This is a genomic window from Ewingella sp. CoE-038-23 (assembly GCF_040419245.1).
In the GTDB taxonomy this organism is placed as follows: Bacteria; Pseudomonadota; Gammaproteobacteria; order Enterobacterales; family Enterobacteriaceae; genus Ewingella; species Ewingella allii.
The window spans coordinates 26,771-49,315 of sequence record NZ_JAZHOH010000003.1; the positions used below are offsets into that span (position 1 = coordinate 26,771).

Here is a 22,545-nt window from a genome sequence, read left to right on the forward strand (position 1 = left end):
GGGCCGTATGAGTAAACAACTGATGTTCAGAGCGGAAACGCTGAAGCCGGTCATGATGGATCTGAAAACGAACGGCGGCGCGTTGCTGCTGGTCGGTGAGGAAGGCATTTTTCTGACCGCTGAAAAACCGTCTTACGTGGGGGCAAAACGCACTATTGCCTATGCCGAAGGGTTTGATCTCGAGCATTGGGATGATATCGGGGAGCTGTTTGTCGCAATGGATGAAGCGACAGGCATTGAGGGGGCAATGTTGGAAGTTCTGAACGTTGAACCTGAGATGCTGGAACTGCTGACTAGCCGCGTTGCCGATCTGACGGTGAGCATTGATGGCGGTGAATTTTCCCTGAGGGCGGCGGTGTGTGAAACGGGCAAAACAGCATGAGCCAGTTATCTTTTGATTCGCTGTTTTCTCAGCCTGAAATACCGGAGTCCAGTGCAGTTAAACCGGTTTTCGTGACAGCCGTACCGCACGCTGACGTGATTGTACCTTCCCGGCCTGTGCGCGACAGCGCCGTTTCGCCGCTGGATAATCACCGCAAAGATTTTGTGAAACTGTTTCGTGAAACGGCTCGCTATCACAACCGGTATCAGGTGTTCAGGGACTTTGTGACGATGGCCGCCGTGGCTCTGGAAAATGCCATTTTGCAGTGTGACGAGCTGGAAAATGAATATTTTCAGACGATAGCCGGTTACGAAAAAGACGATTTGAACCGCATGGCACGCTTACTGGCTCTGGTCACGGAAGGGCTTGATGCCGGTATGTGTGATTTTCTGGGTTCCATTTTTATGGAGCTGGAGATCGGCAGCAAGGACATGGGGCAGTTTTTCACTCCGTTTTCCCTGAGCGAGCTGATCGCGGGGCTGGTCATGGGGCAGCGCGTGCAGGAGCTGGCGGATGGTGCGCCCTATGTTACGCTCGATGAGCCGACCTGCGGCGCAGGCGGTATGGTGATCGCCGCCGCTAAAGTGCTGCTTGACCGTGGCTATAACCCGCAGACGCAGCTGTTAGTGCAGTGCACCGATCTGGATCCGGTGGCGGCGCGTATGTGCTTTGTGCAGCTGTCCCTGCTGGGCATTCCCGCCTGTGTCAGGATAGGCAACTCGCTGAGCCAGAAAATCACCCGAGAAATGTACACGCCATTCTGGTATCGCATTAAGGGCAGTTGCCGGACATTCTGAGGAGAGGGCAGGGAGCAATCCCTGCTTTTAGCCCGCCAAACACTCTCAGCAGTCAAACTGCTGCGGCTGCGCCGCGGCGGTCATGCTGCTTCTCCGGCCTGTTTCTCCGGTTTCTCTCTTTCATTACTTTCGTACGTTTCCTCTCCTGGCTTTCCCTGTTCTTCTTCTTTTTCTTCTTCCTCTGACTATTCCTTTGACCCTTTTCCCTGGTCATCTGTGTCCGGCTTTTCTTTTCCACAACAAATCACCAGGGCTGGAACCTGTCCCCCTTCGGCTCATGACCAGCAAGCTGGTCAATCGTCGAGCCCGACTACGCTAACCGGCAAGCCGGTAAGCTCCGCGTAACCCCTGTGGGGTTACGGCCTGACGGCTAGGGTCTGATGGTAAAAAACCAGGTCAACCCCCGCAGCCGGCTGCGCCGCCGCACGGACACTGGCCAGCGACGCTGGCCGCTAAGGTCGCCGGCGCGTTCCCCGCCGTCGGGTGTGTGCATTCTGCGTGTTCCGGTTTTCACATCTCACGGCCAGCTCTTACGCGGAGGGCTGGGTGTAGCACCGCCGCCCAGGTTAACGCAAGGGTGAAATGCACGCCTGCGGCGCCCTTGCGTTCCCCCATGCGTCGTCGCTACTTCGCCCTTTGCCGCGAAAGAACTCACCGAGAGATGACATTTAACCTGAAGGGGACCTGAAGAATGCACACACAAAACGTCAAGACCGCCGCTCCTGAATCTTCCGAAAGATGGGGGGCGAAAACCACGACGCTGCGCAGGGGCGGTTTCATTACTGACATTTCGTCGTCTCATCCGTTTGATGTGATCCGCGCCGACGTGGTGATTTCCCGGCTGGAAATTTATGCAGGCAACACCTGCGGCCAGCATGCCGAAATTTACGAGTACACCCTGATTTCCAGCGCCGTCGCGCACCTGAAACGCCTGCCGGAAAAAGACCAGACGGTGTTTTTGCAGGCGGCGGAAAAGAAAGGCCTGACGCTCACGGACGAGGAAGTTGTCCGCACCGCAAACGCCTATTGCGACCTGCGCAATGAACTGTTTGAAGAGGAATAGCGTCTTTGTCGGGCGGTGAACGTCAGCTGCCCGGCGCGCTTTTCATGACTCACACCTGACCCAACAACATGATCAACATCGAGGATAATATTATGCGTTTAGCGTCTCGCTTTGGTGCCAAAAATCAGATCCGCCGTGACCGTCCGCTGACCAATGACGAGCTGGCCAGCGTCGTCCCGAGCGTGTTTTCAGAAGAAAAACACGGCTCCCGCAGTGACCGTTATACCTATATTCCGACCATTCAGCTGCTCGACAGCCTGCGCAAAGAAGGCTTTCAGCCGTTCTTTGCCTGTCAGACCCGCGTGCGGGATGAGGCCAGGAAAGGCCATACCAAACACATGCTGCGGCTGCGCCGCGAAAATCAAATCAACGGCTGCGAAGTGCCGGAAATTATCCTGCTCAATTCACACGACGGCAGCAGCAGTTATCAGATGTTGCCCGGCATTTTCCGCTTTGTTTGTTCGAACGGCATGGTGTGCGGTGAGGACTTTGGCGAGGTGCGTGTCCCCCACAAAGGCGACGTCACCGGGCAGGTTATTGAGGGGGCGTATGAGGTGCTCGGCATCTTTGACAAGGTCGATGAGCACATGAATATCATGAAAGACATGCCCCTCAACCGGGATGAACAAGACCTGTTTGCCCAGGCGGCGCTCATGTATCGCTACGGGGAAGACGATAAAAAAATCCCCGTTACCCCGGCGAGTGTATTAATGCCACGACGCAGAGAAGACTGCCAAAATGATTTGTGGGTGACCTTTCAGCGGGTGCAGGAAAATATGATTAAGGGCGGCTTAACCGGTCGCAACGAAAAAGGAAAACGCACCACGACGCGCGCGATTAACGGTATTGACGGCGACGTGAAATTAAACCGGGCGCTGTGGATGATTGCCGAGCAGTTTAAAAAAATGAAGGCGTAACATTTTGCATTTACATTAGGGAGAGTGTTCGCTCTCCCTGTGCATAAGGTCAACAGTATGGAAAAGATTCACGGCATGACATGCAGCACGGCACATATAACGCCGGGCGATGGGGAAATTTTATCGCAATACGTTAACGAAAAATTCCCCTGGGTATTTGACACCGGCTATGGCTATCTTTTAATGCTGCGTGAATACCGGTATCCGGTATTGAAATTAAAAGAAATGGGGATTTCAAAGCCCGTGAGGAAGTTGGTGTTTTGTATGCGCAAACAACATCAAATAGGGATGATCTGTTTTGACCCGGACGCTGATACTCTTGACGGGTACAAAGTTTTTGAATGGTAGCGGTTTATCTGTCCGGCGCAATCGAAAAGCGCCGGATATTTCCCATCATTACCCGATACTCCCCCCGAAGTATTTCCCTTCCCGTGCCATAAAATCAGAAAACGTATACGAATGCCTCACAATTCCATTATTGATTATTTTCTTTTGTGTCTGTATTTACGGATGCCGATGACCTGACCAGAAGCGGATTTTCGTCACGCTGGGCGGTTTGTTTATTTTGAATCATTTGTGTAGCCAGCAGGATGCGATATATATTTTTAATATCGGTTGAGTAGGCGCGTCGCTGCACGATGAGCTTCGGTGACGGACCGGTGTTATACATCCCGACGCTGTCCCAGTTTTTACCGTAAGCCCGGAAATTGTGCGCGAGTACCCAGGCGCCGGTGTAAATACAGGTACAGGGTTCTTTCAGTAACCGTTCACGGGTAATATCAAATTTTCGCAGCGCCGCATAATGTGAACTGTTAACCTGCATGCCGCAGACATCTTCTGTTTTATTACGGTTACGGTCATTAATGGCGTCCATTCTGAGCCGCGACTCTTTTATTGAAATTGCGGTCAGTAAAAGCGGGTCAATACCGTAATCGCGTCCCGCCTTGTTAAAACACATTTCCGGGCTGGCCTGGGCAGAAAACACCGCCGCCAGCGTAAGCAGAGCACACAATTTCATTATTTTATATTCCCCAGGAATGCGCCGGATAAGCGCGGCGTGATTTCTGGCGAAAATACGCTTTCACCTTTCCCGATGCAAGATAATTAGTTACAGACGCGCACAGGGCGCTCTGCGAACGCCTTCTGATGTCACCACGGAATTAAATAAATCAACAGAATAGGGATATTTCACCAGGCCGCTTTTTCTTACAACTTACATCACACCCCACGCAAGATTTCATCTTGCAGTTTTGTTGTTGTAATTCATGGTGTTAACCGTGATTTTTAATGTAATTTTACAAGCATCCCGGAAAGTGTGTGCTAATTAGCACACTCTGCAGTGCTGAATGGTGTGTTAATGAGGTGCCGTATTGTGTGTGTTTACAGTGCCTGATGGTGTGTTAATTCGGCACTCTAACCAGCACCGTATGGTGTGATAATGGTGTGTTTTGTTAAATATCAATAAATTAAATAGTTCACAATGGTGTGTGGTGCTTAATCCACACACCCATTTTTTGGATTGGTGCCTAATTAACACACATCAAAATACCCGTCAGTGCTGGCAAATACGCCTAAAAATGGCGTGCAGTGCCTGATTCACACACATGAAATTCTTCCACAGCGCTGGATTAACACACCCCAACCAAAACGGACGATGTTAATTTGCAGTGCCGTATTGACACACACTGAGTTTCGGCAGAATAATCGCCACCAACAGAATAACACCTTTCGCTTTATCTCACCCATGCGGTTGCCTAATACCTCGGGAAATAACGCGAACATCACCGGCAATAAACCCCAGCCGGACACACAGGAAAAAGAGATGGCCAGACGCAATATTTATTTCAAAGAAAAAACCGAAAGGGAAGTGTTGGAGCTGGTGCAGATTGAGCTGCAAAACGGTGCCACGCACGGCGAGGTGAACTTTTCCTCCGTGGTCAATGAACTGGTTAACATCGGGCTGATGGTAAAAAAACACCAGGGAGAAGGAAATAGCTTTGACCAGGAAGGGTTTAACCGGGATTTAATGCGCAAAGTTTCCGGCAGCCGTGAAGGCATCAGCATTATGATGGCCATGATGTCAGAAATATATTTGCAGCTGCGCGGTGAGAGCGGGAATGAAAAACTGGAGGAACTGCTCGACAGAAACCTCTCCGGTATGAGCGCTGCCGAAGACAGGTCAGAGTCAAAACATTTTATTGCAGAAGAGTGAAGTTTATGCCGGGCTGGTTGCCCGGCATACCTTGTCAGGATAACTAAGATCCCAATTCGTTATTTTCCTTATTCGTTAACGGGTTCTCCGCCACCGCCACCTTAGACACAATGAATTCATCGAACAGCATCGCCAGCGAACGCAGTCGTTTTATTTCCTCATTTTCGGGCAACTGCTGCTCAGTGAAATAATTGAGTGACCCTAACAGGCGCTGAACGATTTCCTGATTCATACTGCGCTGATTAAACCGCGCGCTGATTTCCATGTCCTTTTTTAAATTCACCGGGAAACTGCTGCTGAAGCGGCGCATTTTACCGGCCACAAACTGCCGCTTATCATCCACCACCGTGGCTTCCTGGGCATATTTTTCCCGCAGCATATCCAGGTGCGCCTGAATAAACTCATCAAACAAACGGGCCAGGGCTAATAATCGCTCTCCCTCCTCGGTTTTAATAATGGGTTTTTTCGGGGTGAAATCCAGCGACTGAATCAACCGGCCCACCACCTCATCGTTCATGCTGACCCCGCGAACGCGGGCGGCAATGCGCAACTCCAGCAGCAGATTTTCAGGCGCCCAGAGTACGCGGTAACGCACTTCGCCCATCGTATATTTTCTCGGACGGCCGCGCCGTTCGTATATCTTCTCTTTTACTTTCATATTTTTGTGCCTGATTGAAATAACACAGGAAATGAGAGTGTGAGCCTACTACCGGTGAATGATAAGAAATATCTTAGAAACTGAAAAAACTGTGATATGTGTCACAGTTTTTTTTTTTTTGACTCAATGTAAGATAGGCGGGCGTTACGTCTGTTTACGCACGCTGACATTTTTATTTCTCAAATCGAGGTTTTTTATAATGAAATCAGTGATGAACGATTCCGGTATGACGGAAGGGGTAGCGGTAGCTTTGCCTGAAGGGGGACATAATCTCCAGAAAGGGGGTATCGGCAACCTCCCATTTTACTTTAGTGCTTTTTATTCTCACCGTATTAAACCCGTTATTTCGCAGTCTCCCGCCGCCCGGCGAAATCTTATTTTCTTTGCGCTGGCCCTCGCGGTTGTTATTTCCCCTCACCTGGTTCACGCAACGGATTTAATGGCCACGCAAAAAGCGGATGCCAATGATACTTTTGGTCACGGCTCGACGGTGGAGTGGGTGTTATACGTGGCGGAAATTATCGTGTCGGTGACCGGTTTTATTAAAACCCGTAACCCGATGGTATTCGCCGGCCTTATTATGCTCATCCTTATCACCCGCGCTTTCTTCGCCCTCATCAATTAATTCCTCCTATGGACCAGGACTCGTTGAAATATCGATTCCCGGAAACTCTCAATCAGCAAAAACGCGTTGCCGGACTGCCACCCGAAGAAGCCTTTGTGCTTTTAGCCTGTGGGGTGACGGGGTTCTTCTGCGACATTTTTATCGTGATGCTGTGCGTGGGTGCCGTTCTGTGGCTGCTTATCCGACACCTTAAAAAAGGCCAGGGCTCATGGTGGCTCTTAAACCTTCTTTACTGGTATCTGCCAACGGTGCTTTTCCGGGTGCAATTCAGGCGGGTGCCTGATTCAGGCAACCGTCACTGGATGCAGTAACGTGTGCGCCACTTTCGGGTGGCGCCTTTTCCCTGCCCGAAGGAAGAAACGATGAAGTATCAAGTGAAAGAAACGCGAAACCGGGTGACGATGCTGGCTCTGGCGTCACTCGGTTCGCTCCTTGCTCTGAGCCTGGTGGGTACCTGCATCACCGGCGCAATGGCCTGGCATTTTGCGACCACGCAAAAAACCATCACCACCCCGATGTTATTTGACCGGTCATTCACCTCCGATGCGTCGCAAGGGGATGCCAACCTGAACAACATGCTGGTGCGCTCGTTTGTTAACTTACGCCTGAGCGTGACGCCTGACACCGTTGACAGTCAGCACGCCGCCCTGTTGCGCTGGGTACCGCCCGAAGCCCGCTCTGAGCTGAAAAAAGCGCTGGCCGTCGAGGCGGATTACATCAAGAAGAACGGCATTTCCACGGTGTTTCGCATCGAGGATGAGGCGTTCGACCCCGCGACCGGTGACATCATCGTCAGCGGCACGCTCTCTGCCAGCACCTCTAACGGCAGCCTGAAGTTAGACATCCCCGATGTGCATAAAGCCTACCGGCTCAACGTGAAATATGTGGACGGCATCATCCGTCTGACCGCCTTCCCCGAAGTGCAGCCCCCTCAACCCGTGTCAAAACAGCATCAGGGATAACCGCATGAAAGCACGACTTCTTGCCGCTTTCGTCGCCGGCCTCTGCCTCACACCGGCGGCTATGGCCGACGTCAGCGGCCCGGCGGGCACCGTATTTGAAAACGATGCGCACCTGAAAGCGCAGCTGAGCAATACCAGCCCGAACAAAATTGTCATTGAGGGTGAGCTTATCACCCGCGTCACCGGCCCCGACGGGGCCTTTACCCAGGAGAACACCGAAGACGGGGCGCTGCTTATCACCCCGCTGACCGGTCAGAACTTCACGCTCTTTCTGGAAACGGCCAGCGGCATCGGCGCCTCTCTGGACGTGACGCCAAAACCGGGCAGCGGACATACGCTGCACCTTATTCCCGCCTCAGTACCGCTGAAGGCCAACCCGGATGCAAAAGCCTGGGAGGAAAGCCAGCCGTGGGAGAAAACGCTGGTGAGCGTGGCCCGCACGGTGGTGAACGGCGGCGTACCTGACAGCTATATCGAAGCCAAAGCGGCGCGCGGACCTGCCTACAATCCGATGCCGGGCGTCCTGCTGACACCTGAACGCCAGCTGGTCGGCTCGCACCTGCTGGTCATGCGCTATCGCATGAAAAACACCGGCTACATCACGCGCCCGCTGTCAGAAAAACAGTTCTGGCAGAAGGGTGTCCGTGCCGTGATGTTGTCCACCCATAACCTTTACGCCGGCGGTGAAGGGTACGTGTGGGTTATCTTCTCCACGGCAACGGAGGGCGGGGTATGAGCAACATCAACACCACGACCCGCCGCAAGCAGTGGGTCATGACCGGCGTGTGTGTCGCGGTGGCCCTCGGCGTCGGGGGCGGGATATGGGCTTATGCTCACCATCAGTCAGCGCTGAAGAACCCGACCAAACCCAAAGCTGTCGATATGACTGGCGGCGTTGTCACCAGCTCCTTTACCGACAACCTGGCCACGGCGGCACTGGCTCAGCAGCAAAACAAAACCTCGGCGCTGGAAAGCAGCGTGAACCAGCTTAAAACCGACCAGCAGCAGCAAAATGAAGCCCTCAAGCAACAGCTTTCTAAAATCATGGACGCCATGAGTAAGTTGCAAAGTCAGCCGCCTTCTGCGCCTGTGACCAGCGCACCGTCAACCGGGCCAGCCAGCGGCCCCGGCGCAGGCACAACAGGCCCGGTCGCCACCGGCCCGGCCAGCCCCGCGCAGTGGAACGTCACCGACCCGAACCGTGGGCCGGGGGGCGGGCAGGGCAGTCAGTTTTATCCGGGACAAGGTCAGGGCGCGGGCTTTTACCCCGGCACCGGCTCGGGCCATCTGGGGGGCATGACCAGTAAAACCTTCAGCTATACCTCACTGCAGGCTAAGAAAACCAAACTGCCGTGGATACCGTCCGGCTCCTTCTCGGAAGCCGTAATGATTGAGGGGGCGGATGCCAACGCCAGCGTGACCGGTCAGCAAAACACATCTCCCGTGGTCATCACCTTGATTGGCGATGTTTCCATGCCTAACGGTAAAACCTACAACATGGACCAGTGCCGCGTCACCGGCGAAATCTGGGGGGACATCTCCAGCGAACGCGGTGAGGTCAGAACCAAAAACATCAGCTGCATCCTGAAAAACGGCAAGCATATCGACATGCCGTTTGACGGACACGTGGCCTATCAGGGCAAGCAGGGTATTCGCGGCAAGCCGGTGATGCGTAACGGTCAGATCATCGGCTACGCCGGTATGGCAGGGCTGCTCTCTGGCTTCGGGGAAGGCATCAAGTCAGCCGCCACGCCGTCAGTCGGACTGGGTGCCACTGCGTCAGTGGGTGCCGGCGACGTGTTTAAGCAGGGGATTGGCGGCGGTGCCAGCAAGGCGGCTGACACGCTCAGCCAGTACTGGATAAAACGGGCTGAGCAGTATCACCCGGTGATTGATATCGGCGCGGGCAACAGCGTGACCGTGGTCTTCCAGCAGGGCTTCCGTCTGGAAACCATTGAAGACATTGAAGCGGATAAAGACAAAAAAGGTGACGCGCAAAATAACGTGCAGCAGGTGGCCGGTAATGCCTCCGCGCAGGTGAATAACGTCACCCGCGCCGCCGTCCTCAATCCTGATGAAGTGTTGCGTCAGGCGAGCCAGCTGAAGCTGGGCGATACCATTAACTGACAGGGGGAAGGGATATGGAACACTGGTACGTTGCACAGACGCAGTATGCACAGGAAAAACGCGCACAACAGCATTTGGACAATCAGGGGGTGACATGTTTCCTGCCGCTTTATACGGCACAAGCCATCACCCCCATGTTACTCGGCAGCCCGCTGATTAAAACGGTGTCACCTCAGGCACTTTTCCCCGGTTACATCTTCGTGCGTTTTGATCCGGAGGTTATTCACACCACCACCATCAAAAGCACAAGGGGGGTGTCGTCCTTAATCAGTTTTGGCGGCATGCCATCAGTGGTGCCCGATGAGGTAGTGGAGCGGCTGAAAACCCATGACTGCCTGTCACCTGCACCGACGATGCCGGTGCACGGTGACCGGGTGGAGGTTCTCAGCGGGGTGTTTGAAGGGCTGGAAGCCGTTTGGGACGAACCCAACGGAGCCAGGCGAGCCATGCTGATGCTGACGCTGATGAATCAGGTTGTACGGGTGCCGGTCAGCGGGCGTCGGGCACCGGAAACGCTGCGTGTCCGGGTGTTGGGGCGGGGAGCAGCGGCATAAAAAGGGGGGAACGTGGTGAAAAATCGGGAACAACGTATCCGGCTCGGCGCATTAAAAGTGCGTTACCGCCAGGCCTGGAAGCGCAAAGCGTCATCCTGTGAGTTGTCGGCCCTGCTCAGTGACATTGAAAAGCTTGAGCACGGCCAGTCTGATGCTGACGCCGGGAACGCGACGCAGCCAGCCAGTGGGCCGGAAGCCTGCCCTTCGGAATATTGAGGAGAACATGATGATGCTGAGTAAACACAACCGGTGGCCCTTTGCCATTCTTGCCCTGGCGTTTATCGCCTATTTTGGCGGCTGGGCCGCTATCAATCAGTTCGCGCATATACGGGCAGAATGGAACATATGGCGGTGCACGCTGCTTTTGGGGGGTATTTATCTTGTCAGTGTTTTCTTCGCCGCCAGACGAAAATCTTTCAACGGGAAAATCATTCTGACTGCACTCGGGTTCCCCCTCGTGTTGGGCCTGTTGGTTTTTACCTTTTGGATCATCGTGGCCTGGCGTCTCCCCGTATTAAACGCTGACGATATCAACGCACTCTTTTTGATAGAAGCCTGCTGCGTGTTAACGGGGGGAGTGATGGCAAAGTTATACGAGGTTTATGGCGTATGAACCATGACGAATTGAACGCGATTGCGGCGAAGTGGTGTAAGCGTCCTGCGAGCGGTAACGGCCCCGGCTGTCAGGTGGCATTAACGGAGGTGGGCGGGCTATACGGTGGCGAGCGCGCAGATGTCTTTGCGTACCGGTGGGGGTTTGACGGCGGTTCGGTGGTGGTGGAGTCCAAGGTCAGCCGCTCTGATTTTCTGGCTGACCGGGCAAAACCCCACCGCAGTGGCGAGATAACGGGCATGGGCACTTACCGGTATTACATTTGTCCGGAAGGTTTAATCGGCCTTGATGATCTTCCCGACCGTTGGGGACTGCTGTGGGTGAACACACGCGGACATGTCAGGGTGAAGGCCGGTCATATTTGTGGCTGTCTCGCATGCGGGTATCTGGGTCACCAGTTGTCGCCGTTCTGGCAACATCCGGCAGACCTGCGTTTTGAACTGGATATGCTGGCTTATGCATTGGCGAATTTTGCTGATCCAGAAGGCGCTAAAAAGGTCGTCCGAAAAGCGGTCAGGGAAAAGTCGCGGCTAGCCAGCGAGTGTGACCATTTGCGTCAAAACCTGAAGAAAACGGAAACAGAAGCATATACGCTCCGCCGCCTGGTGCAACGATATGAAGAAATGTTCGGCCCTCTGCCCGCAAATCCCGCATATGTATTATCCCGTTAACCTAAGAATCGCGCACCCGTAATTCAGAACACAGAAAGTCCCCCCACTGCACTGCCTACCATTCACTCATTTTTTCTTTCACAAAAGGCGGCATCGCCGCATCCGGAGTAAACACCATGTTCAAAGTCCTTCCTGCCGTGCTGCTGTGCGGCATGCTGACCGGCTGCGCCGGTATGAATTCCGATTTCGACTGTAACAAGACAGCCACTGATCAATGCTTGTCCATGTCAGACGCCAGTCACCTGGCCGCCAAAGGCAAAAGCCTGGACGACCTGACGGCGGAGGCGCAAACCGTCCCAAAGCCTGCCGCTGAGTCACTGGCTTCCACAACAAACATCAAACCCAACGTGTCGCCTGACCGTCCCATCAGCGTCGCCGGTCTGGCCCCCCGGCCGATAGCCGGCACGCCAGTATCCAATAACGACGCCATGCTGCGGGCATCAACCATTCCGGTCGCAGGCAGTAACACCCGATCTCTCTCGGCAATCCGCCCCATCACGCCGGCTGACTATGCCGGTCCGGGACAGGTGGACGCCCGTCGTATTCCCGATGCCACGCAGCGTCTGTGGATCGCCCCCTGGGTGGATGAGCAAGACAGCTTTCATCAGCCCGCCGTGGTCGAGTTCGTGAAGAACAAATCCCGCTGGGATGCCGATTTTCGCGTGATCAGTGAAGGGGAATGAGGCCAATGAAGCGGACCTTAATGCCCGAATTTATTGATGCGCAGCCCGTGCCTGCGTCATCCCCGCATCCTCTTTGTTATCCAGAACGCATTGAAAAAATGGGGGCGTCATGAGCGATTCCTGGTTAGACCAGCTGGCTAACATTATTGCCGGTAGTAAAGATGAAGGCGGGGCAAAGACGGCGGCCGACATGTTGCAGCAAAGCCTGAGCTATCCGTCCATCACCAGCCTGTTGCCCTACCGAATGTATGATGAAAAAACCGAACTGTTTATCAACAGCCGCTCCATCGGCTTCATCATGGAAGTGGCTCCGCTGGCCGGGGCCAATCAGCAGGTTGTGCAGGCGCTCGATGACCTGTTGCGCAAAAAAATGCCCCGCAAAACGCCGGTGACCGTGCTGATGGTGGCCAGTAAGTGCGTGGGTGAGATGCTCGACAATGGTCTCAGCAAGGACATGTGGAAAGGCAGCATGGCGAAACCGCTTAATGCCATCACCAAAGCCTACTGGGAGCGGGCGGCCCTGAAGGGACTCAGTAATGACCGGGAATACCCGCTTTATCTGCGTAACTACCGCGTGTTTCTGGTGTATGCCCGCTCAGGGCGAGGCGGTATCCGGGCGATGGACGCCGTTGTGCAACTGCGGGAGACGCTGCGCGTCTCACTGATGGCGGCCCATATGGAAACCCGCCGCGTTGGTGCCCCGGAATTTCTGTCGATCATGCGGGAACAGCTTAACTACCGGCCGGGACAGGTGACCCGCAGTCCCGATCACTGGAACACCGACCAGGAACTGCACCGCCAGTGCGTCGATCACAGTACCGAAATGGAAGTGCGTCCGGGCTATCTGCGGCTTACCACCGCGCGTCAGCCGGAGGACCGAATCCTCGGAGACAGCCGCGATACCGCCGTCGCCAGCACCCGTATTGTGAATATGCAACTGACTAAAGCCCCGGCGAGGTTTGCGCTCTGGCAGGCGTCAGACAATCTGCAGAACATGCGTTTTCCCGATCTGGGTATTCCCTGTCCGTTCATCCTCAGCTGGACGGTCTCCGTGGAAGATCAGGTAAAAAGCCAGAACGACGCGTTTCGTAAAGAGCAGGACCTGGGTAAGAAAGCCGGCACGTCCTACGCCAAACTGTTCCCCGGCACCCAGCGGGCGTATGAGGAATGGCGAGACCTGCGGCAGGGGCTGGCCAGTAACGAAATTGCCATGTGCAATTTCTCGCTGAACCTGACCCTGTTCACGCCGGATGATGCCAGCGAACAACAGTCGTGTGAACTGGCGGCCATCAACGTCTTTCGCAAAAATGACCTGGAAATCTCCGCCCCGCGCTTTCAGCAGTTGCGAAACTGGATCAGCTCCTTCCCCTTCATGATGCAGGAGGGGCTGTGGGAAGACATGGTGGTGATGGGTTCGACGCTGCGCTGTAAAAGCTTTAACGCCGTCAACCTGATGCCGGTGGTGGCTGAGCGGCAAATGTCACCGATAGGCAGCCCGTTGCCGACCTACCGCAACCAGCTGGCATTTTTCGATATGTTCAGCGAAACCAGTGGCAGCACCAACTACAACATTGCGGTGACGGGGACCACCGGCGCGGGCAAAAGCTTCTTTATTCAGGAAATCCTGCGACAGGTGCTGAACTCCCACGGCTTCGCCTGGGTTATCGACATGGGGGCGAGCTACAAAAACTTCTGTAAACAAGCCGGCGGGAAATACCTGGACGGTGCCACCCTGCGCTTTAATCCCTTTGCTAACGTGGTGGACATTAAAGAGTCGGCAGAAGGCATCACTGGCCTGCTGACCGTACTGGCCAGCCCTAACGAGCCGCTGGATAAGGTCAGCGAAACCATTCTGCTCAAAGGCGTGGTTGCGGCCTGGGAAGCGAAAGCCAACAAAGCCCGTATTGATGACGTGGTGGCGTACATGATTTCGCAAGAAGTCACGACCACTTACGAATCCCAGCCGACCATCCGTGACCGTATTAACGAGCTGGTTCTGCTGCTCGACCGCTGGTGTACCTGGGGGGCGAACGGAGAATACTTCAACTCCGACAATCCGACGCTCGATGGCGAAACACGCTTTGCCGTGCTGGAACTGCTGAGCCTGGAAAATCAGCCACACCTGCTGTCCGCCATCCTGTATTCGCTCATTCTGGCCATACAGGAAAAAATGTACCACTCGCCGCGTGACCTGAAAAAAGTGGCCATTATCGACGAAGCCTGGCGTCTGTTCAGCGGCTCTAACCCGCATGCCGCACGCTTTATCGAAACCGGCTACCGGACGGTGCGTCGCCACCGTGGGGCCTTCATCACCATCACGCAGGGGATTAAGGACTTCACCGGTACCAAAGACCAGGCCGCACCGCCGGCGGCGGCCGCAGCCTGGGATTGTAGCGGGACGAAGGTGACGCTGTTGCAGGATGCCAAAGCCTTTAAAACCTACCTCAATGCCAACCCTGACCAATTTACCGAGCTGGAAACGCAGGTCATTCGCGGCTTCCAGCCGGCGAAAGAAACGGGCTTCAGTTCGGTGATGATTTCGACCGGGGAAAACAGTTCCTTCCATCGCGTTTTCGTCGATCCGGTCACGCGGGCGATGTTCAGTACGCGCGGGCAGGATTTCCAGTACATGAGCGAGGCGCAGGATGCGGGGGCCACCAGTGAAGAGGCGGCCTACCTGCTGGCCTGTGAACCCGACATGTATCAGGACGAGATCCGCGAGCTGGAAATTTGGGCAGGGTTGAGTGTGAAAGAAACCGAGGAAATCAACCGTGAATGAAACCGATATCGACGCGCAAAACGTCAGGCAGGGCATCAGCATCACACCGGCCAGTAAGGCCGGTTTTTTCAACAAGAAATTCGTGCGGGCTGGGGCGGTGGCACTGTTGCTGACACTGCTGCTGGTCACTGTGTGTGCAGGTATCAGTGCACTGGTCGCTCAACAATTTCAGCGCCGGACGGTGGTCTTTGACATGAAGGGCACTATCGATCTGTTTATGCAGCAGTCGGCTAAAAAGCAGCTGGATGAGAACAGCGCACGGGTGTTGACCACCCGGTTTGATCAGGCGCTTAAAGCCAGCCTGAATGACTGGCAGCAGGCGCACGGTGACCTGATCCTGGTGCCGCCGGCGGTGGTGATGCCCGTACTGGACATCACGCCTCAGATCCAGGCGGACATTGCCCACCGCATGCAGGAGGCACCATGACATCTCGGTGGGTTATCTGCCTGCTGGCAGGCTTATTCAGCCTGTCAGCAGGGGCAAAGGATCTCGGCACTATTGGTCATTTGTTTCCGATAGCCGAGCCTGACTTGCTGGATTTTATCGGTCAGCGCCTGCAGGGCATCAAAGACAGCGGTGAGATGGACAGGATCCAGCGCGAAGCCGAAGCCAGGGTGAAAGCCCACGCCGTTCGCCCCGAACCGGTGGCGGGCCTGACCCCGGCGAAAGCTGACCGAACGCTGCACTATGACCCGACGTTTACCGTGCGTGAAACTATCCGCGATATGCGCGGTAACGTGATCGCCCGTGCCGGTGACCAGGTCAATCCGCTGGATAAAGTGCCGTTTAGCGAAACCCTGTACTTCATTGACGGCGACAACCCCGCGCAGATGAAGTGGGTGAAACAGCAGCTGGCCGGGCAGGTTAATTTCAAAGTCATTCTGGTGAACGGCAATATCCGGGACAGCAGCAATGCGCTGGATGAACCGGTGTACTTCGACCAGTACGGCACCCTGACAACAAAATTTGGCTTCGAGCATACGCCGGTACGTATCAGCCGCGACGACAGGACGCTCAAGGTCGAGGAGGTGGCACTGAAATGAATCACTGCGTTAAAGACAATCACGACGCGGATAACATCAAACGCTTTGCCACCACCGTGCGGCTGGGCGACACCGATAAAAACGGCCTGCGGGCCATGACAGAAGAACACCCGCTTTACACCGAATCGGTGGTTATCCGCGCGGCCCTGCAGACGCTGCTGGCCCTGAGCGCCGAGCTTCGCACCTCATTGATTCTGGCATCACTGAATGAGCACGATATTCGCACAGTGCTTCAGCGTCATGGTCCTCTGTCTAAAGAAAGGAGCGTGTGATGGACAGCCTGACGAACATCGATATTCATAGCCATCAGGCACAGTTTGTTATTTTGGTCGAAGTGTTTCTGCTCATTTACTTACTGTATGACTCGATACGCCGGAGGGGGACAAAAACGGACTCACCCCCCGTCGTCCCTGCAATCTTGCCTGAACAGCCGCGGCCCACACCGCCACATCATGTCGCTGAAGGTTGGTTCAGACAGGCCTGGCCATTAAAGCAAATGGTCTTGTTGGTGGAGATGAAGCCGGAAACTGCCCGTACTGATTTACCCCCCGTTTTGCGTGAACTCGCCGACCGTTTGAGGGCGGGGCACATCACAGGTGATGAAGACGTGCATATTGCGGGCGCAAGTCGCGGTTCCGTCAGCTGGCGTCTTCGTTATCGCGTCACGCCTGAGGGGAACTCCTTTTTTGCAGATCCCTATGGCGGCGAAACACAAGCAGGCACCTTTGCCCGTGAGTTTACGCCGTTAAGCATTGACTGGGACGGTACGCAAGAACACCTTGCCATCCTGCTTCAGGGGATCCGAACGACCCCGAACGACACGCTGGCTGACTGGCTGGTCAATATCCCGACACTTTTAGACCAGGGGAAAACGGAAGGCACGATGCATGACGATGATGCGGGGTGGTCTTTTCGCGCATTCTCAGCCGTTGCCTTTGAGCGACATCGCGAATATGCCCAGGGCAAACATTGTGAACGCGGTTAGCGCCTGGCTAAAGTCATTGCTGACGTGCGTTATCGGTCAGCATGACGCCGGGGGAAATACAGGCGGGCAGGAAGAGGTGCTTTACCTGGCGGTGGCCCTCGATGTGGAGCACCTGCTTAAAGACCACGGGCTTTTCCTGAGTACCAATCCTTTATACGAAGTTCCTGTGCCTGAAATCGTGCTTACACAGCTGGCCAACATGCTCCTTTACTCCTGGATTGGCACACTGCCCGCCCACATCAAACCCGAAGAGAAAATTGCCCAAATCCGGATGGAGATCGCTGCCGGTGAAAGTGCACAGAAGGTGCACCGGATGCTCAGGCGATTGCGTCAGCGCGGATTATACGTGGCCTCTTTCGCACCTTATCAGAAGGTTGAATAAGCATGAGCATTCTTGATCTTTTCGCATCACTGACCACTTACCAAAAGTTATTTTTACTGGAAGTCTTCATTTTTATTCTCCTCGCAGTAGTCATCAACATCTACTTCAGGTTGCGTAATAAAGCGGAAACCGAAGAACACCCGTTGGAGGCGCCGGACGCTGAGGGCAACACCTCGATGCTGTTCAGATATCCGGCCGTCATCACGGGTAAAGCCTTACATTTGCAGATGAACGAAGCCTATTTTGACGCCATTTTCTCTGCCTTTCTGCGCAGTCTGCAGCGGGCAGGCTACACGTTGTCAGACCGGGAAACCGGCATAGCGCCGCTGTTGTCTGGCAGTACCATTGATGCAATGGCCCGTGAAGTCGAAAGAGCACGTCAGGAATTTCTGACCGTGCTGGGTTCGAACATTGAAGACGATATCTGTTTTCAGATGCAGTCCGGGCGGGCACCGAAGTTTCTTATCCAGCTTATCGACAGCTGTGAACGGCTGGGCTGGAAGGTTATGCCGGTGGTCAGGGAACCGGAGGACGAATGCGCAAGCTCATTCTCTGCCTTACCTTAATCTGTATGACCTTTCTGAGCATGCCGGCACAGGCGGCCAGTACGAACGCCGGAGACGGCCGCTGGGTGAATCCTATCAGTGATGTGTGCTGGAAATGCCTGTTTCCCATGACGCTTGGCAGCATTCAGCTGGCTTCCGGTTCACACCCGGACACCCCCAATCCGGCATCGCCTATCCAGCTGTGTCCTTACGGCATTTTTTACCGCCTGGGGCTGGCCATCGGTTTCTGGGAACCCGTTGCCCTGACGGACGTGACGCGCGAACCGGGCGTAATGGTCAATATGGGCGGGTTTAAAATTGACCTCGGACGCACCGGTACGGGTACGGGCGGGCAGAGTGACAAGCCTTCACCCGGCGCGTTCTACCATGTCCACTGGTACAAATACCCGCTGATTTACTGGCTGAATATCATCACCAGCACCGGCTGCATGCAGACCGGCGACATGGATATTGCTTACCTTTCCGAGGTTGACCCGCTGTGGAATGACAGCACGCTGTCGATGATCATCAACCCGGAAGTGAGCCTGTTCTCTAACCTGCTGGCACAGGGGGCCTGCGCCGCCGACTCCATTGCCTCCACGGCCGGAGTGCCGCTGGATCCGCTGTTCTGGTGCGCCGGTGCGCAGGGGTCGATGTACCCCTTCACGGGCTACACCAGCAACGAGTTTTCGCCGCTTGAGGCGTCGGTGCTGGTCAGCGAACGGATGGCGTTCAAACTGCACCGGGAGGGACTCGTGATGGAGACGGTCGGGGCGGACGTGGCGGTGTGCTACGAGTATCCGTCCCCGATTATCCCGAAATCCCGCTGGCGATATCAGATGGTCAACATGTACCCCGAAGCCAGCGACTGCCACCCCTTTGGCACGACCACGCAGCTGTGGGGTTCGGTACATAACGCCCCGACATCCAAAAAGAACTTCGGCTACCTCCTGTGGCGAAAGCGTAACTGCGCTTATCTGTAAGGACCTTCCATGAACAGACCCCTGATGACGGCGCTGACGCTCAGCGCCGCGCTGCTCTGCGCGCAATCCGTGCAGGCAGCCGAGCAGCCCACCGTGTCCGCCGGTGATATGGCGTACATGAAACAAAAGCAAACCGAGCTTGAGCAGTTCCAGGCACAGCTGAAGGGCATGAACATTACCCTGCCACCGGCACAGCAAAATAAGGTGTCTCAGCTGCAAAACGAAATCGCCGCGTCCCAGGCTGACCAGAACAGCGCCGACCGGCCCACGCCGCAGGCGCTCTATTTTGTGAGTCTGGGCATTCCGGAAGAAGGGTTACTGCCCATGCTCGCCGATGCCCGCCGCTTTGGTATACCGGCGACGCTGCGCGGCCTGCTGGATAACGATTTTCGCAAAACGGCCTCGGTGATGTTTGAGCTGTCCAAGAAAGATAAAGAGGCGGGGGTGCAGATTGACCCGACGCTGTATCAGCAATACGGCATCAAAGCTGTGCCCGCCCTGGTGGTCACCTGTCAGGGCAACTATGACGTGCTTTACGGCAGCCTGCCGGTTAAGCAGGCACTCGAAGAAGTCGTGCGCCGGGGAGATTGTGCGACCACGGCGACACAGCTGCTGAAAACGGCGGAGGGGAAATAATGAAGCGATTGCTTTTGTCACTGCTGCTGCTGTGTGCCCAGGGGGCACAGGCCGATGCCGTCAGCGATGCTTTTAATGCCGGTTCCAGCTACGGAAAATCTAACAGCAGTCAGGGCACCTCGGGGATGAAAAACACCTCACCCTCGACCGTTATTCCAGGGTACACCGCCAGTCCGTCACAGAGCGGGTATTACGGGGGCGTGCAGGGTGGGGACGGCGGTATCAGTGACAAAGGACAGACGGAACTCGGTCAGAACAACGCCGGGCAGGCGGTTATCAGCGCCGGCACGACCAATCCGGCGGTGACTATTGACCCCAAGGCACCGTTCATTACCAACGGCAAGGATGCTGAGAGCACTGCCGGCACGGTCGTCAACGGCACCTACGATCAGTGTACGGACAAAGTCGTCAGTAAAAGCACCTTCCAGAATTACACCTGCGACAAAGATGTGGCGGTGACCCAAAGCTGTAACCGTGCCGTCACGATAGGCGGGACGTATGTGACGACGCAAACCAATCAGACAGCGGTAATCAATACCGGGGACTTCACCTACTACCGCAACAACCTGACGGTTTATGCCACCTTTGTCGCGCCTTTTACCGGCGACCTTCAGCTGGCGAACTTCAACATGTCGGGGTATCTGGCCCGGACAGTCACCTGGAGCGTGTTAGGGGACGCTATGGTCGTACCGGACAGGATTTCGGGAACCACGCAAAAGAATCTGTCTGTTTCGGGCTATCACATGAATCAGGGAGAGACGGTCACGCTTTCTTTAACGATTGGTTCAGTGAATCACCAGACGACTTTCCTTGACGGCATCATTAGTGGTTTTGGTAACGGATCTGCGTCCCTGACGCTCAGCATGACGGCTGTCACGACCGTACAAACGTATCAACCCCAGACCAACGTTCAGCAGGCGTGTGATGACCAGAGCGTGGGCGGCCAGTTAATCAGCACGCAATGCACGGTGGGCGGCGGCGACAGGACAACCACCGTGAACGGACAGACCTACACCGTTCACAGCGACTGCTGGCAGTACACCGATACCTATCTGACGACGCCGGCCAGTAACGGTAACTGTGCCGCGTTAATGTCTGATGCCAGCTGTACCGTCGTCGGAAGTCACTGTACTGAACAAACGGCAGGGCAATGCTCGCACCAACAGGTCACATATCAGTGCCAGAAGACCTACACCTCTACCGGCAAACTCTGCGGCGGCAATTATCTGTGCATGTCCGGGGACTGTGACGATACCAACGGCGCCGGAGACAGCGGTTTTGACACGGCGGTGGCCAAACTCGCGGGACTGGCTTCAGCCGGTGACGACGTGGTCAACGACCAGATCAACATCAAAGCCTTTACCGGTCAGGCGATGTCCTGTCGCAAGGCAATGGCCGGTTTCTCCAACTGCTGCGTGGACTCCGGCTGGGGGAACAACGCCGGGCTGGCGAACTGCAACAGTGATGAAATGGCCATCGGCAAGGCCAAGGCGAAAAAGGTGGTGGTCAGCGTCGGTGAGGCGTGCAACCGCGCCGTGCTGGGCGTCTGTATTCAGAAAAAACAGGTGTATTGCGTGTTCGGGGGCAAGCTGGCCCGCATTATTCAGGAGCAGGGGCGGCGCGATCAGCTGGGTGTGAGTTTTGGCAGCGGTGATTCACCGAACTGCAGGGGGATCACCGTGCCTGAGCTGCAGGCCATCAACTTTGACCTGATTAACTTTGCCGATTTCTACAGCGACCTGATGACCAACCAGAAAATCCCGAACTCGTCGGTGATGGTTCAGCAGGTGAAAGACCGGATTGCGGCGCAGGTTAACGCGCAGGGCGGAGGGAAATGATGAAAACACTGTGGTTTGCCTGCCTGCTCAGTCTCGCGCTCCCGGCGTGGGCGGACGGTACAGAGACACCGGCTGATGCGGTGGTGACACCGGCGGATCCGTTCACCGGCTGGCACTGGTACAACGAACCGAAGAAGCCGGCGGACACGCCGGCACCCAAACCGGCCCCGGCCCCGCAAGTGCCGGATTTTAGCAAGCTGTCACCGTCTGAGCAGGCGGCAGTGCTCAAACGGTACACGAAGGAGGCGCTGGACCGGGCCATTCTTAACCCGTCGAGCGAAAATACCGCCACCTTCCTGCGCTGGCAGAAGTTCTGGACGGACAGGGCATCGATGTTCAGCCAGTCGTTTGCGGTGGCTCAGCTGGATCATCCCGATCTGGATTACAACCTCGAACACCCGCACTACAACAGTACGGCACCGCTGCAGCAGGCCAGCGACCAGGCCAAACAGGCACAGGCCATCAGCGAACTGTCTGCCCAGTACGGGATGTTTTACTTCTATCGCGGCAGTGACCCGATTGATGCGCAGATGGCCGGGGTGGTGGCTGACTTTGCCCGCACGCGGCATATCTCGTTGATTCCGGTGAGCGTGGACGGCCAAATCTCCCCGCAGGTGCCGGACAGCCGCCAGGACGAAGGGCAAAGTGCCCGGATGGGCATCAGTCATTTCCCCGCCTTATTCCTGGTTAACCCGGCCTCCCGCGACTTTCGTCCGCTGGCCTATGGCTTTATGACACAGGATGACCTGGCCAGGCGTTTTCTGAACGTGGCAACGGGTTTCAAACCTAACTTCTAAAGGGAGGGTCATTATGCAAAGCATTATTCTTAATATTGAAAGCCTCAGGGAAGGTGAAACGTTCACCGGCATTGAGTATGACGTTGTGACATTTTCAACGCGCCCCGGGCTGGACTGTCATGCGCTGGAAAGTGCGATACAGGCGCACTTCAGGGACGACATGCTGAACTTTGACTATTGCCCACAGCAGGGGACGGGCGATTTCATCTTGCTCTGCTCCTTTCTGAGTGTCGGTGAACGTATCGTGCCTTACGCGGCAGACCTCCCCGACTAACCCCCCGTTTAACCCATT

Annotated in this window: 30 protein-coding genes; 28 read left to right on the plus strand and 2 right to left on the minus strand. The window is 55.4% G+C overall.

Annotation, left to right across the window (positions count from 1 at the left end; all coding sequences use genetic code 11):
* The first annotated feature begins 7 nt into the window (after positions 1 to 7).
* The 5 genes from V2154_RS23675 to V2154_RS23695 all read left to right on the plus strand — a co-directional run bounded on the left by V2154_RS23675 (position 8) and on the right by V2154_RS23695 (position 3,507).
* The gene (locus V2154_RS23675; RefSeq protein ID WP_353504305.1) at positions 8 to 382 is read left to right on the plus strand and encodes a hypothetical protein; all 375 of its coding nucleotides are present in this window, start codon (positions 8 to 10) and stop codon (positions 380 to 382) included.
* The gene (locus tag V2154_RS23680) at positions 379 to 1,179 is read left to right on the plus strand and encodes an N-6 DNA methylase (RefSeq protein ID WP_353504306.1); all 801 of its coding nucleotides are present in this window, start codon (positions 379 to 381) and stop codon (positions 1,177 to 1,179) included. Before V2154_RS23675 ends, V2154_RS23680 begins: the two co-directional genes overlap by 4 nt.
* Before the next feature lie 691 nt (positions 1,180 to 1,870).
* Positions 1,871 to 2,242: a hypothetical protein gene (locus tag V2154_RS23685; protein ID WP_353504307.1), complete on the plus strand. Its 372-nt coding sequence runs from the start codon at positions 1,871 to 1,873 to the stop codon at positions 2,240 to 2,242.
* Between the two features lie 92 nt (positions 2,243 to 2,334).
* The gene (locus V2154_RS23690) at positions 2,335 to 3,159 is read left to right on the plus strand and encodes a DUF932 domain-containing protein (protein WP_213053036.1); all 825 of its coding nucleotides are present in this window, start codon (positions 2,335 to 2,337) and stop codon (positions 3,157 to 3,159) included.
* Between the two features lie 57 nt (positions 3,160 to 3,216).
* A complete protein-coding gene (locus tag V2154_RS23695) occupies positions 3,217 to 3,507 on the plus strand; it encodes a DUF5983 family protein (protein ID WP_353504308.1) in 291 nt (96 codons plus the stop codon).
* 127 nt (positions 3,508 to 3,634) lie between these two features.
* Here V2154_RS23695 and V2154_RS23700 read toward each other — a convergent pair whose 3' ends face one another.
* Positions 3,635 to 4,177: a lytic transglycosylase domain-containing protein gene (locus tag V2154_RS23700; protein ID WP_353504309.1), complete on the minus strand. Its 543-nt coding sequence runs from the start codon at positions 4,175 to 4,177 to the stop codon at positions 3,635 to 3,637.
* 804 nt (positions 4,178 to 4,981) lie between these two features.
* On the opposite strand from V2154_RS23700, the gene V2154_RS23705 reads away from it, so the two are divergent.
* Entirely contained in the window at positions 4,982 to 5,371 is a 390-nt protein-coding gene (locus tag V2154_RS23705) for a relaxosome protein TraM (protein WP_213053052.1), read from the plus strand.
* Positions 5,372 to 5,414: 43 nt separating this feature from the next.
* Here the strand turns inward: V2154_RS23705 and V2154_RS23710 are convergent, their stop codons facing one another.
* Positions 5,415 to 6,029: an Arc family DNA-binding protein gene (locus tag V2154_RS23710; protein ID WP_014695869.1), complete on the minus strand. Its 615-nt coding sequence runs from the start codon at positions 6,027 to 6,029 to the stop codon at positions 5,415 to 5,417.
* 199 nt (positions 6,030 to 6,228) lie between these two features.
* On the opposite strand from V2154_RS23710, the gene V2154_RS23715 reads away from it, so the two are divergent.
* The 22 genes from V2154_RS23715 to V2154_RS23820 all read left to right on the plus strand — a co-directional run bounded on the left by V2154_RS23715 (position 6,229) and on the right by V2154_RS23820 (position 22,527).
* Positions 6,229 to 6,654 carry a type IV conjugative transfer system pilin TraA gene (locus tag V2154_RS23715; protein WP_353504310.1) on the plus strand — a complete coding sequence of 142 codons (426 nt, stop codon included), beginning with the start codon at positions 6,229 to 6,231 and terminating at the stop codon, positions 6,652 to 6,654.
* Positions 6,655 to 6,662: 8 nt separating this feature from the next.
* The gene (gene traL / locus V2154_RS23720) at positions 6,663 to 6,965 is read left to right on the plus strand and encodes a type IV conjugative transfer system protein TraL (RefSeq protein WP_037035618.1); all 303 of its coding nucleotides are present in this window, start codon (positions 6,663 to 6,665) and stop codon (positions 6,963 to 6,965) included.
* 51 nt (positions 6,966 to 7,016) lie between these two features.
* The gene (locus V2154_RS23725; RefSeq protein ID WP_213053032.1) at positions 7,017 to 7,616 is read left to right on the plus strand and encodes a TraE/TraK family type IV conjugative transfer system protein; all 600 of its coding nucleotides are present in this window, start codon (positions 7,017 to 7,019) and stop codon (positions 7,614 to 7,616) included.
* Between the two features lie 4 nt (positions 7,617 to 7,620).
* Positions 7,621 to 8,352, plus strand: coding sequence for an F-type conjugal transfer protein TraK (gene traK / locus V2154_RS23730; protein ID WP_353504311.1), 732 nt, complete (start codon positions 7,621 to 7,623; stop codon positions 8,350 to 8,352).
* Entirely contained in the window at positions 8,349 to 9,743 is a 1,395-nt protein-coding gene (gene traB / locus V2154_RS23735) for an F-type conjugal transfer pilus assembly protein TraB (RefSeq protein ID WP_213053030.1), read from the plus strand. The genes traK and traB overlap by 4 nt, the downstream gene beginning before the upstream one ends.
* A gap of 14 nt (positions 9,744 to 9,757) precedes the next feature.
* Positions 9,758 to 10,297 (plus strand): transcription/translation regulatory transformer protein RfaH, encoded by a 540-nt coding sequence (gene rfaH, locus V2154_RS23740; RefSeq protein WP_353504312.1) that lies wholly within the window; start codon positions 9,758 to 9,760, stop codon positions 10,295 to 10,297.
* 12 nt (positions 10,298 to 10,309) lie between these two features.
* Positions 10,310 to 10,513, plus strand: a complete 204-nt coding sequence (locus tag V2154_RS23745; RefSeq protein WP_213053028.1) for a hypothetical protein — start codon at positions 10,310 to 10,312, stop codon at positions 10,511 to 10,513.
* Positions 10,514 to 10,520: 7 nt separating this feature from the next.
* Positions 10,521 to 10,910 (plus strand): hypothetical protein, encoded by a 390-nt coding sequence (locus tag V2154_RS23750; RefSeq protein ID WP_213053027.1) that lies wholly within the window; start codon positions 10,521 to 10,523, stop codon positions 10,908 to 10,910.
* Positions 10,907 to 11,581 carry an adenylosuccinate synthase gene (locus V2154_RS23755; RefSeq protein ID WP_213053026.1) on the plus strand — a complete coding sequence of 225 codons (675 nt, stop codon included), beginning with the start codon at positions 10,907 to 10,909 and terminating at the stop codon, positions 11,579 to 11,581. Before V2154_RS23750 ends, V2154_RS23755 begins: the two co-directional genes overlap by 4 nt.
* Before the next feature lie 116 nt (positions 11,582 to 11,697).
* Positions 11,698 to 12,264, plus strand: a complete 567-nt coding sequence (gene traV, locus V2154_RS23760; protein WP_014695879.1) for a type IV conjugative transfer system lipoprotein TraV — start codon at positions 11,698 to 11,700, stop codon at positions 12,262 to 12,264.
* A 109-nt stretch (positions 12,265 to 12,373) separates the two neighbouring features.
* On the plus strand, positions 12,374 to 15,043 hold the full coding sequence (traC, locus tag V2154_RS23765) for a type IV secretion system protein TraC (RefSeq protein WP_213053025.1): 2,670 nt from the start codon (positions 12,374 to 12,376) through the stop codon (positions 15,041 to 15,043).
* Positions 15,036 to 15,470: a type-F conjugative transfer system protein TrbI gene (trbI, locus tag V2154_RS23770; RefSeq protein WP_213053024.1), complete on the plus strand. Its 435-nt coding sequence runs from the start codon at positions 15,036 to 15,038 to the stop codon at positions 15,468 to 15,470. The genes traC and trbI overlap by 8 nt, the downstream gene beginning before the upstream one ends.
* The gene (gene traW, locus V2154_RS23775; RefSeq protein WP_213053023.1) at positions 15,467 to 16,087 is read left to right on the plus strand and encodes a type-F conjugative transfer system protein TraW; all 621 of its coding nucleotides are present in this window, start codon (positions 15,467 to 15,469) and stop codon (positions 16,085 to 16,087) included. The genes trbI and traW overlap by 4 nt, the downstream gene beginning before the upstream one ends.
* Positions 16,084 to 16,359, plus strand: coding sequence for a hypothetical protein (locus V2154_RS23780; RefSeq protein ID WP_014695883.1), 276 nt, complete (start codon positions 16,084 to 16,086; stop codon positions 16,357 to 16,359). The genes traW and V2154_RS23780 overlap by 4 nt, the downstream gene beginning before the upstream one ends.
* Positions 16,359 to 17,072 (plus strand): hypothetical protein, encoded by a 714-nt coding sequence (locus V2154_RS23785; protein WP_353504313.1) that lies wholly within the window; start codon positions 16,359 to 16,361, stop codon positions 17,070 to 17,072. Before V2154_RS23780 ends, V2154_RS23785 begins: the two co-directional genes overlap by 1 nt.
* Positions 17,059 to 17,454 carry a hypothetical protein gene (locus tag V2154_RS23790; RefSeq protein WP_353504314.1) on the plus strand — a complete coding sequence of 132 codons (396 nt, stop codon included), beginning with the start codon at positions 17,059 to 17,061 and terminating at the stop codon, positions 17,452 to 17,454. The genes V2154_RS23785 and V2154_RS23790 overlap by 14 nt, the downstream gene beginning before the upstream one ends.
* Positions 17,455 to 17,456: 2 nt before the next feature.
* Positions 17,457 to 18,020: a hypothetical protein gene (locus V2154_RS23795; protein ID WP_353504315.1), complete on the plus strand. Its 564-nt coding sequence runs from the start codon at positions 17,457 to 17,459 to the stop codon at positions 18,018 to 18,020.
* Complete coding sequence (gene traU / locus V2154_RS23800) at positions 17,990 to 18,982, plus strand: conjugal transfer pilus assembly protein TraU (RefSeq protein ID WP_437342053.1); 993 nt, start codon at positions 17,990 to 17,992, stop codon at positions 18,980 to 18,982. The genes V2154_RS23795 and traU overlap by 31 nt, the downstream gene beginning before the upstream one ends.
* A gap of 9 nt (positions 18,983 to 18,991) precedes the next feature.
* Positions 18,992 to 19,618, plus strand: a complete 627-nt coding sequence (gene trbC, locus V2154_RS23805) for a type-F conjugative transfer system pilin assembly protein TrbC (RefSeq protein ID WP_353504316.1) — start codon at positions 18,992 to 18,994, stop codon at positions 19,616 to 19,618.
* Positions 19,618 to 21,456 carry a type-F conjugative transfer system mating-pair stabilization protein TraN gene (gene traN / locus V2154_RS23810; RefSeq protein WP_353504317.1) on the plus strand — a complete coding sequence of 613 codons (1,839 nt, stop codon included), beginning with the start codon at positions 19,618 to 19,620 and terminating at the stop codon, positions 21,454 to 21,456. The genes trbC and traN overlap by 1 nt, the downstream gene beginning before the upstream one ends.
* Entirely contained in the window at positions 21,456 to 22,253 is a 798-nt protein-coding gene (traF, locus tag V2154_RS23815) for a type-F conjugative transfer system pilin assembly protein TraF (RefSeq protein ID WP_353504350.1), read from the plus strand. The genes traN and traF overlap by 1 nt, the downstream gene beginning before the upstream one ends.
* A 13-nt stretch (positions 22,254 to 22,266) precedes the next feature.
* A complete protein-coding gene (locus V2154_RS23820) occupies positions 22,267 to 22,527 on the plus strand; it encodes a hypothetical protein (protein ID WP_353504318.1) in 261 nt (86 codons plus the stop codon).
* The last annotated feature ends 18 nt before the right edge of the window (positions 22,528 to 22,545 follow it).

What these genes read in the sequence shown, in the direction of transcription:
- V2154_RS23675 (WP_353504305.1), top strand. Translation starts at nt 8, where the DNA reads ATGAGTAAACAACTGATGTTCAGAGCGGAAACGCTGAAGCCGGTCATG.
- V2154_RS23680 (WP_353504306.1), top strand. Translation starts at nt 379, where the DNA reads ATGAGCCAGTTATCTTTTGATTCGCTGTTTTCTCAGCCTGAAATACCG.
- V2154_RS23685 (WP_353504307.1), top strand. Translation starts at nt 1,871, where the DNA reads ATGCACACACAAAACGTCAAGACCGCCGCTCCTGAATCTTCCGAAAGA.
- V2154_RS23690 (WP_213053036.1), top strand. Translation starts at nt 2,335, where the DNA reads ATGCGTTTAGCGTCTCGCTTTGGTGCCAAAAATCAGATCCGCCGTGAC.
- V2154_RS23695 (WP_353504308.1), top strand. Translation starts at nt 3,217, where the DNA reads ATGGAAAAGATTCACGGCATGACATGCAGCACGGCACATATAACGCCG.
- V2154_RS23700 (WP_353504309.1), bottom strand. Translation starts at nt 4,177, where the DNA reads ATGAAATTGTGTGCTCTGCTTACGCTGGCGGCGGTGTTTTCTGCCCAG.
- V2154_RS23705 (WP_213053052.1), top strand. Translation starts at nt 4,982, where the DNA reads ATGGCCAGACGCAATATTTATTTCAAAGAAAAAACCGAAAGGGAAGTG.
- V2154_RS23710 (WP_014695869.1), bottom strand. Translation starts at nt 6,029, where the DNA reads ATGAAAGTAAAAGAGAAGATATACGAACGGCGCGGCCGTCCGAGAAAA.
- V2154_RS23715 (WP_353504310.1), top strand. Translation starts at nt 6,229, where the DNA reads ATGAAATCAGTGATGAACGATTCCGGTATGACGGAAGGGGTAGCGGTA.
- traL (WP_037035618.1), top strand. Translation starts at nt 6,663, where the DNA reads ATGGACCAGGACTCGTTGAAATATCGATTCCCGGAAACTCTCAATCAG.
- V2154_RS23725 (WP_213053032.1), top strand. Translation starts at nt 7,017, where the DNA reads ATGAAGTATCAAGTGAAAGAAACGCGAAACCGGGTGACGATGCTGGCT.
- traK (WP_353504311.1), top strand. Translation starts at nt 7,621, where the DNA reads ATGAAAGCACGACTTCTTGCCGCTTTCGTCGCCGGCCTCTGCCTCACA.
- traB (WP_213053030.1), top strand. Translation starts at nt 8,349, where the DNA reads ATGAGCAACATCAACACCACGACCCGCCGCAAGCAGTGGGTCATGACC.
- rfaH (WP_353504312.1), top strand. Translation starts at nt 9,758, where the DNA reads ATGGAACACTGGTACGTTGCACAGACGCAGTATGCACAGGAAAAACGC.
- V2154_RS23750 (WP_213053027.1), top strand. Translation starts at nt 10,521, where the DNA reads ATGATGATGCTGAGTAAACACAACCGGTGGCCCTTTGCCATTCTTGCC.
- V2154_RS23755 (WP_213053026.1), top strand. Translation starts at nt 10,907, where the DNA reads ATGAACCATGACGAATTGAACGCGATTGCGGCGAAGTGGTGTAAGCGT.
- traV (WP_014695879.1), top strand. Translation starts at nt 11,698, where the DNA reads ATGTTCAAAGTCCTTCCTGCCGTGCTGCTGTGCGGCATGCTGACCGGC.
- traC (WP_213053025.1), top strand. Translation starts at nt 12,374, where the DNA reads ATGAGCGATTCCTGGTTAGACCAGCTGGCTAACATTATTGCCGGTAGT.
- traW (WP_213053023.1), top strand. Translation starts at nt 15,467, where the DNA reads ATGACATCTCGGTGGGTTATCTGCCTGCTGGCAGGCTTATTCAGCCTG.
- V2154_RS23780 (WP_014695883.1), top strand. Translation starts at nt 16,084, where the DNA reads ATGAATCACTGCGTTAAAGACAATCACGACGCGGATAACATCAAACGC.
- V2154_RS23785 (WP_353504313.1), top strand. Translation starts at nt 16,359, where the DNA reads ATGGACAGCCTGACGAACATCGATATTCATAGCCATCAGGCACAGTTT.
- V2154_RS23795 (WP_353504315.1), top strand. Translation starts at nt 17,457, where the DNA reads ATGAGCATTCTTGATCTTTTCGCATCACTGACCACTTACCAAAAGTTA.
- traU (WP_437342053.1), top strand. Translation starts at nt 17,990, where the DNA reads ATGCGCAAGCTCATTCTCTGCCTTACCTTAATCTGTATGACCTTTCTG.
- trbC (WP_353504316.1), top strand. Translation starts at nt 18,992, where the DNA reads ATGAACAGACCCCTGATGACGGCGCTGACGCTCAGCGCCGCGCTGCTC.
- traN (WP_353504317.1), top strand. Translation starts at nt 19,618, where the DNA reads ATGAAGCGATTGCTTTTGTCACTGCTGCTGCTGTGTGCCCAGGGGGCA.
- traF (WP_353504350.1), top strand. Translation starts at nt 21,456, where the DNA reads ATGAAAACACTGTGGTTTGCCTGCCTGCTCAGTCTCGCGCTCCCGGCG.
- V2154_RS23820 (WP_353504318.1), top strand. Translation starts at nt 22,267, where the DNA reads ATGCAAAGCATTATTCTTAATATTGAAAGCCTCAGGGAAGGTGAAACG.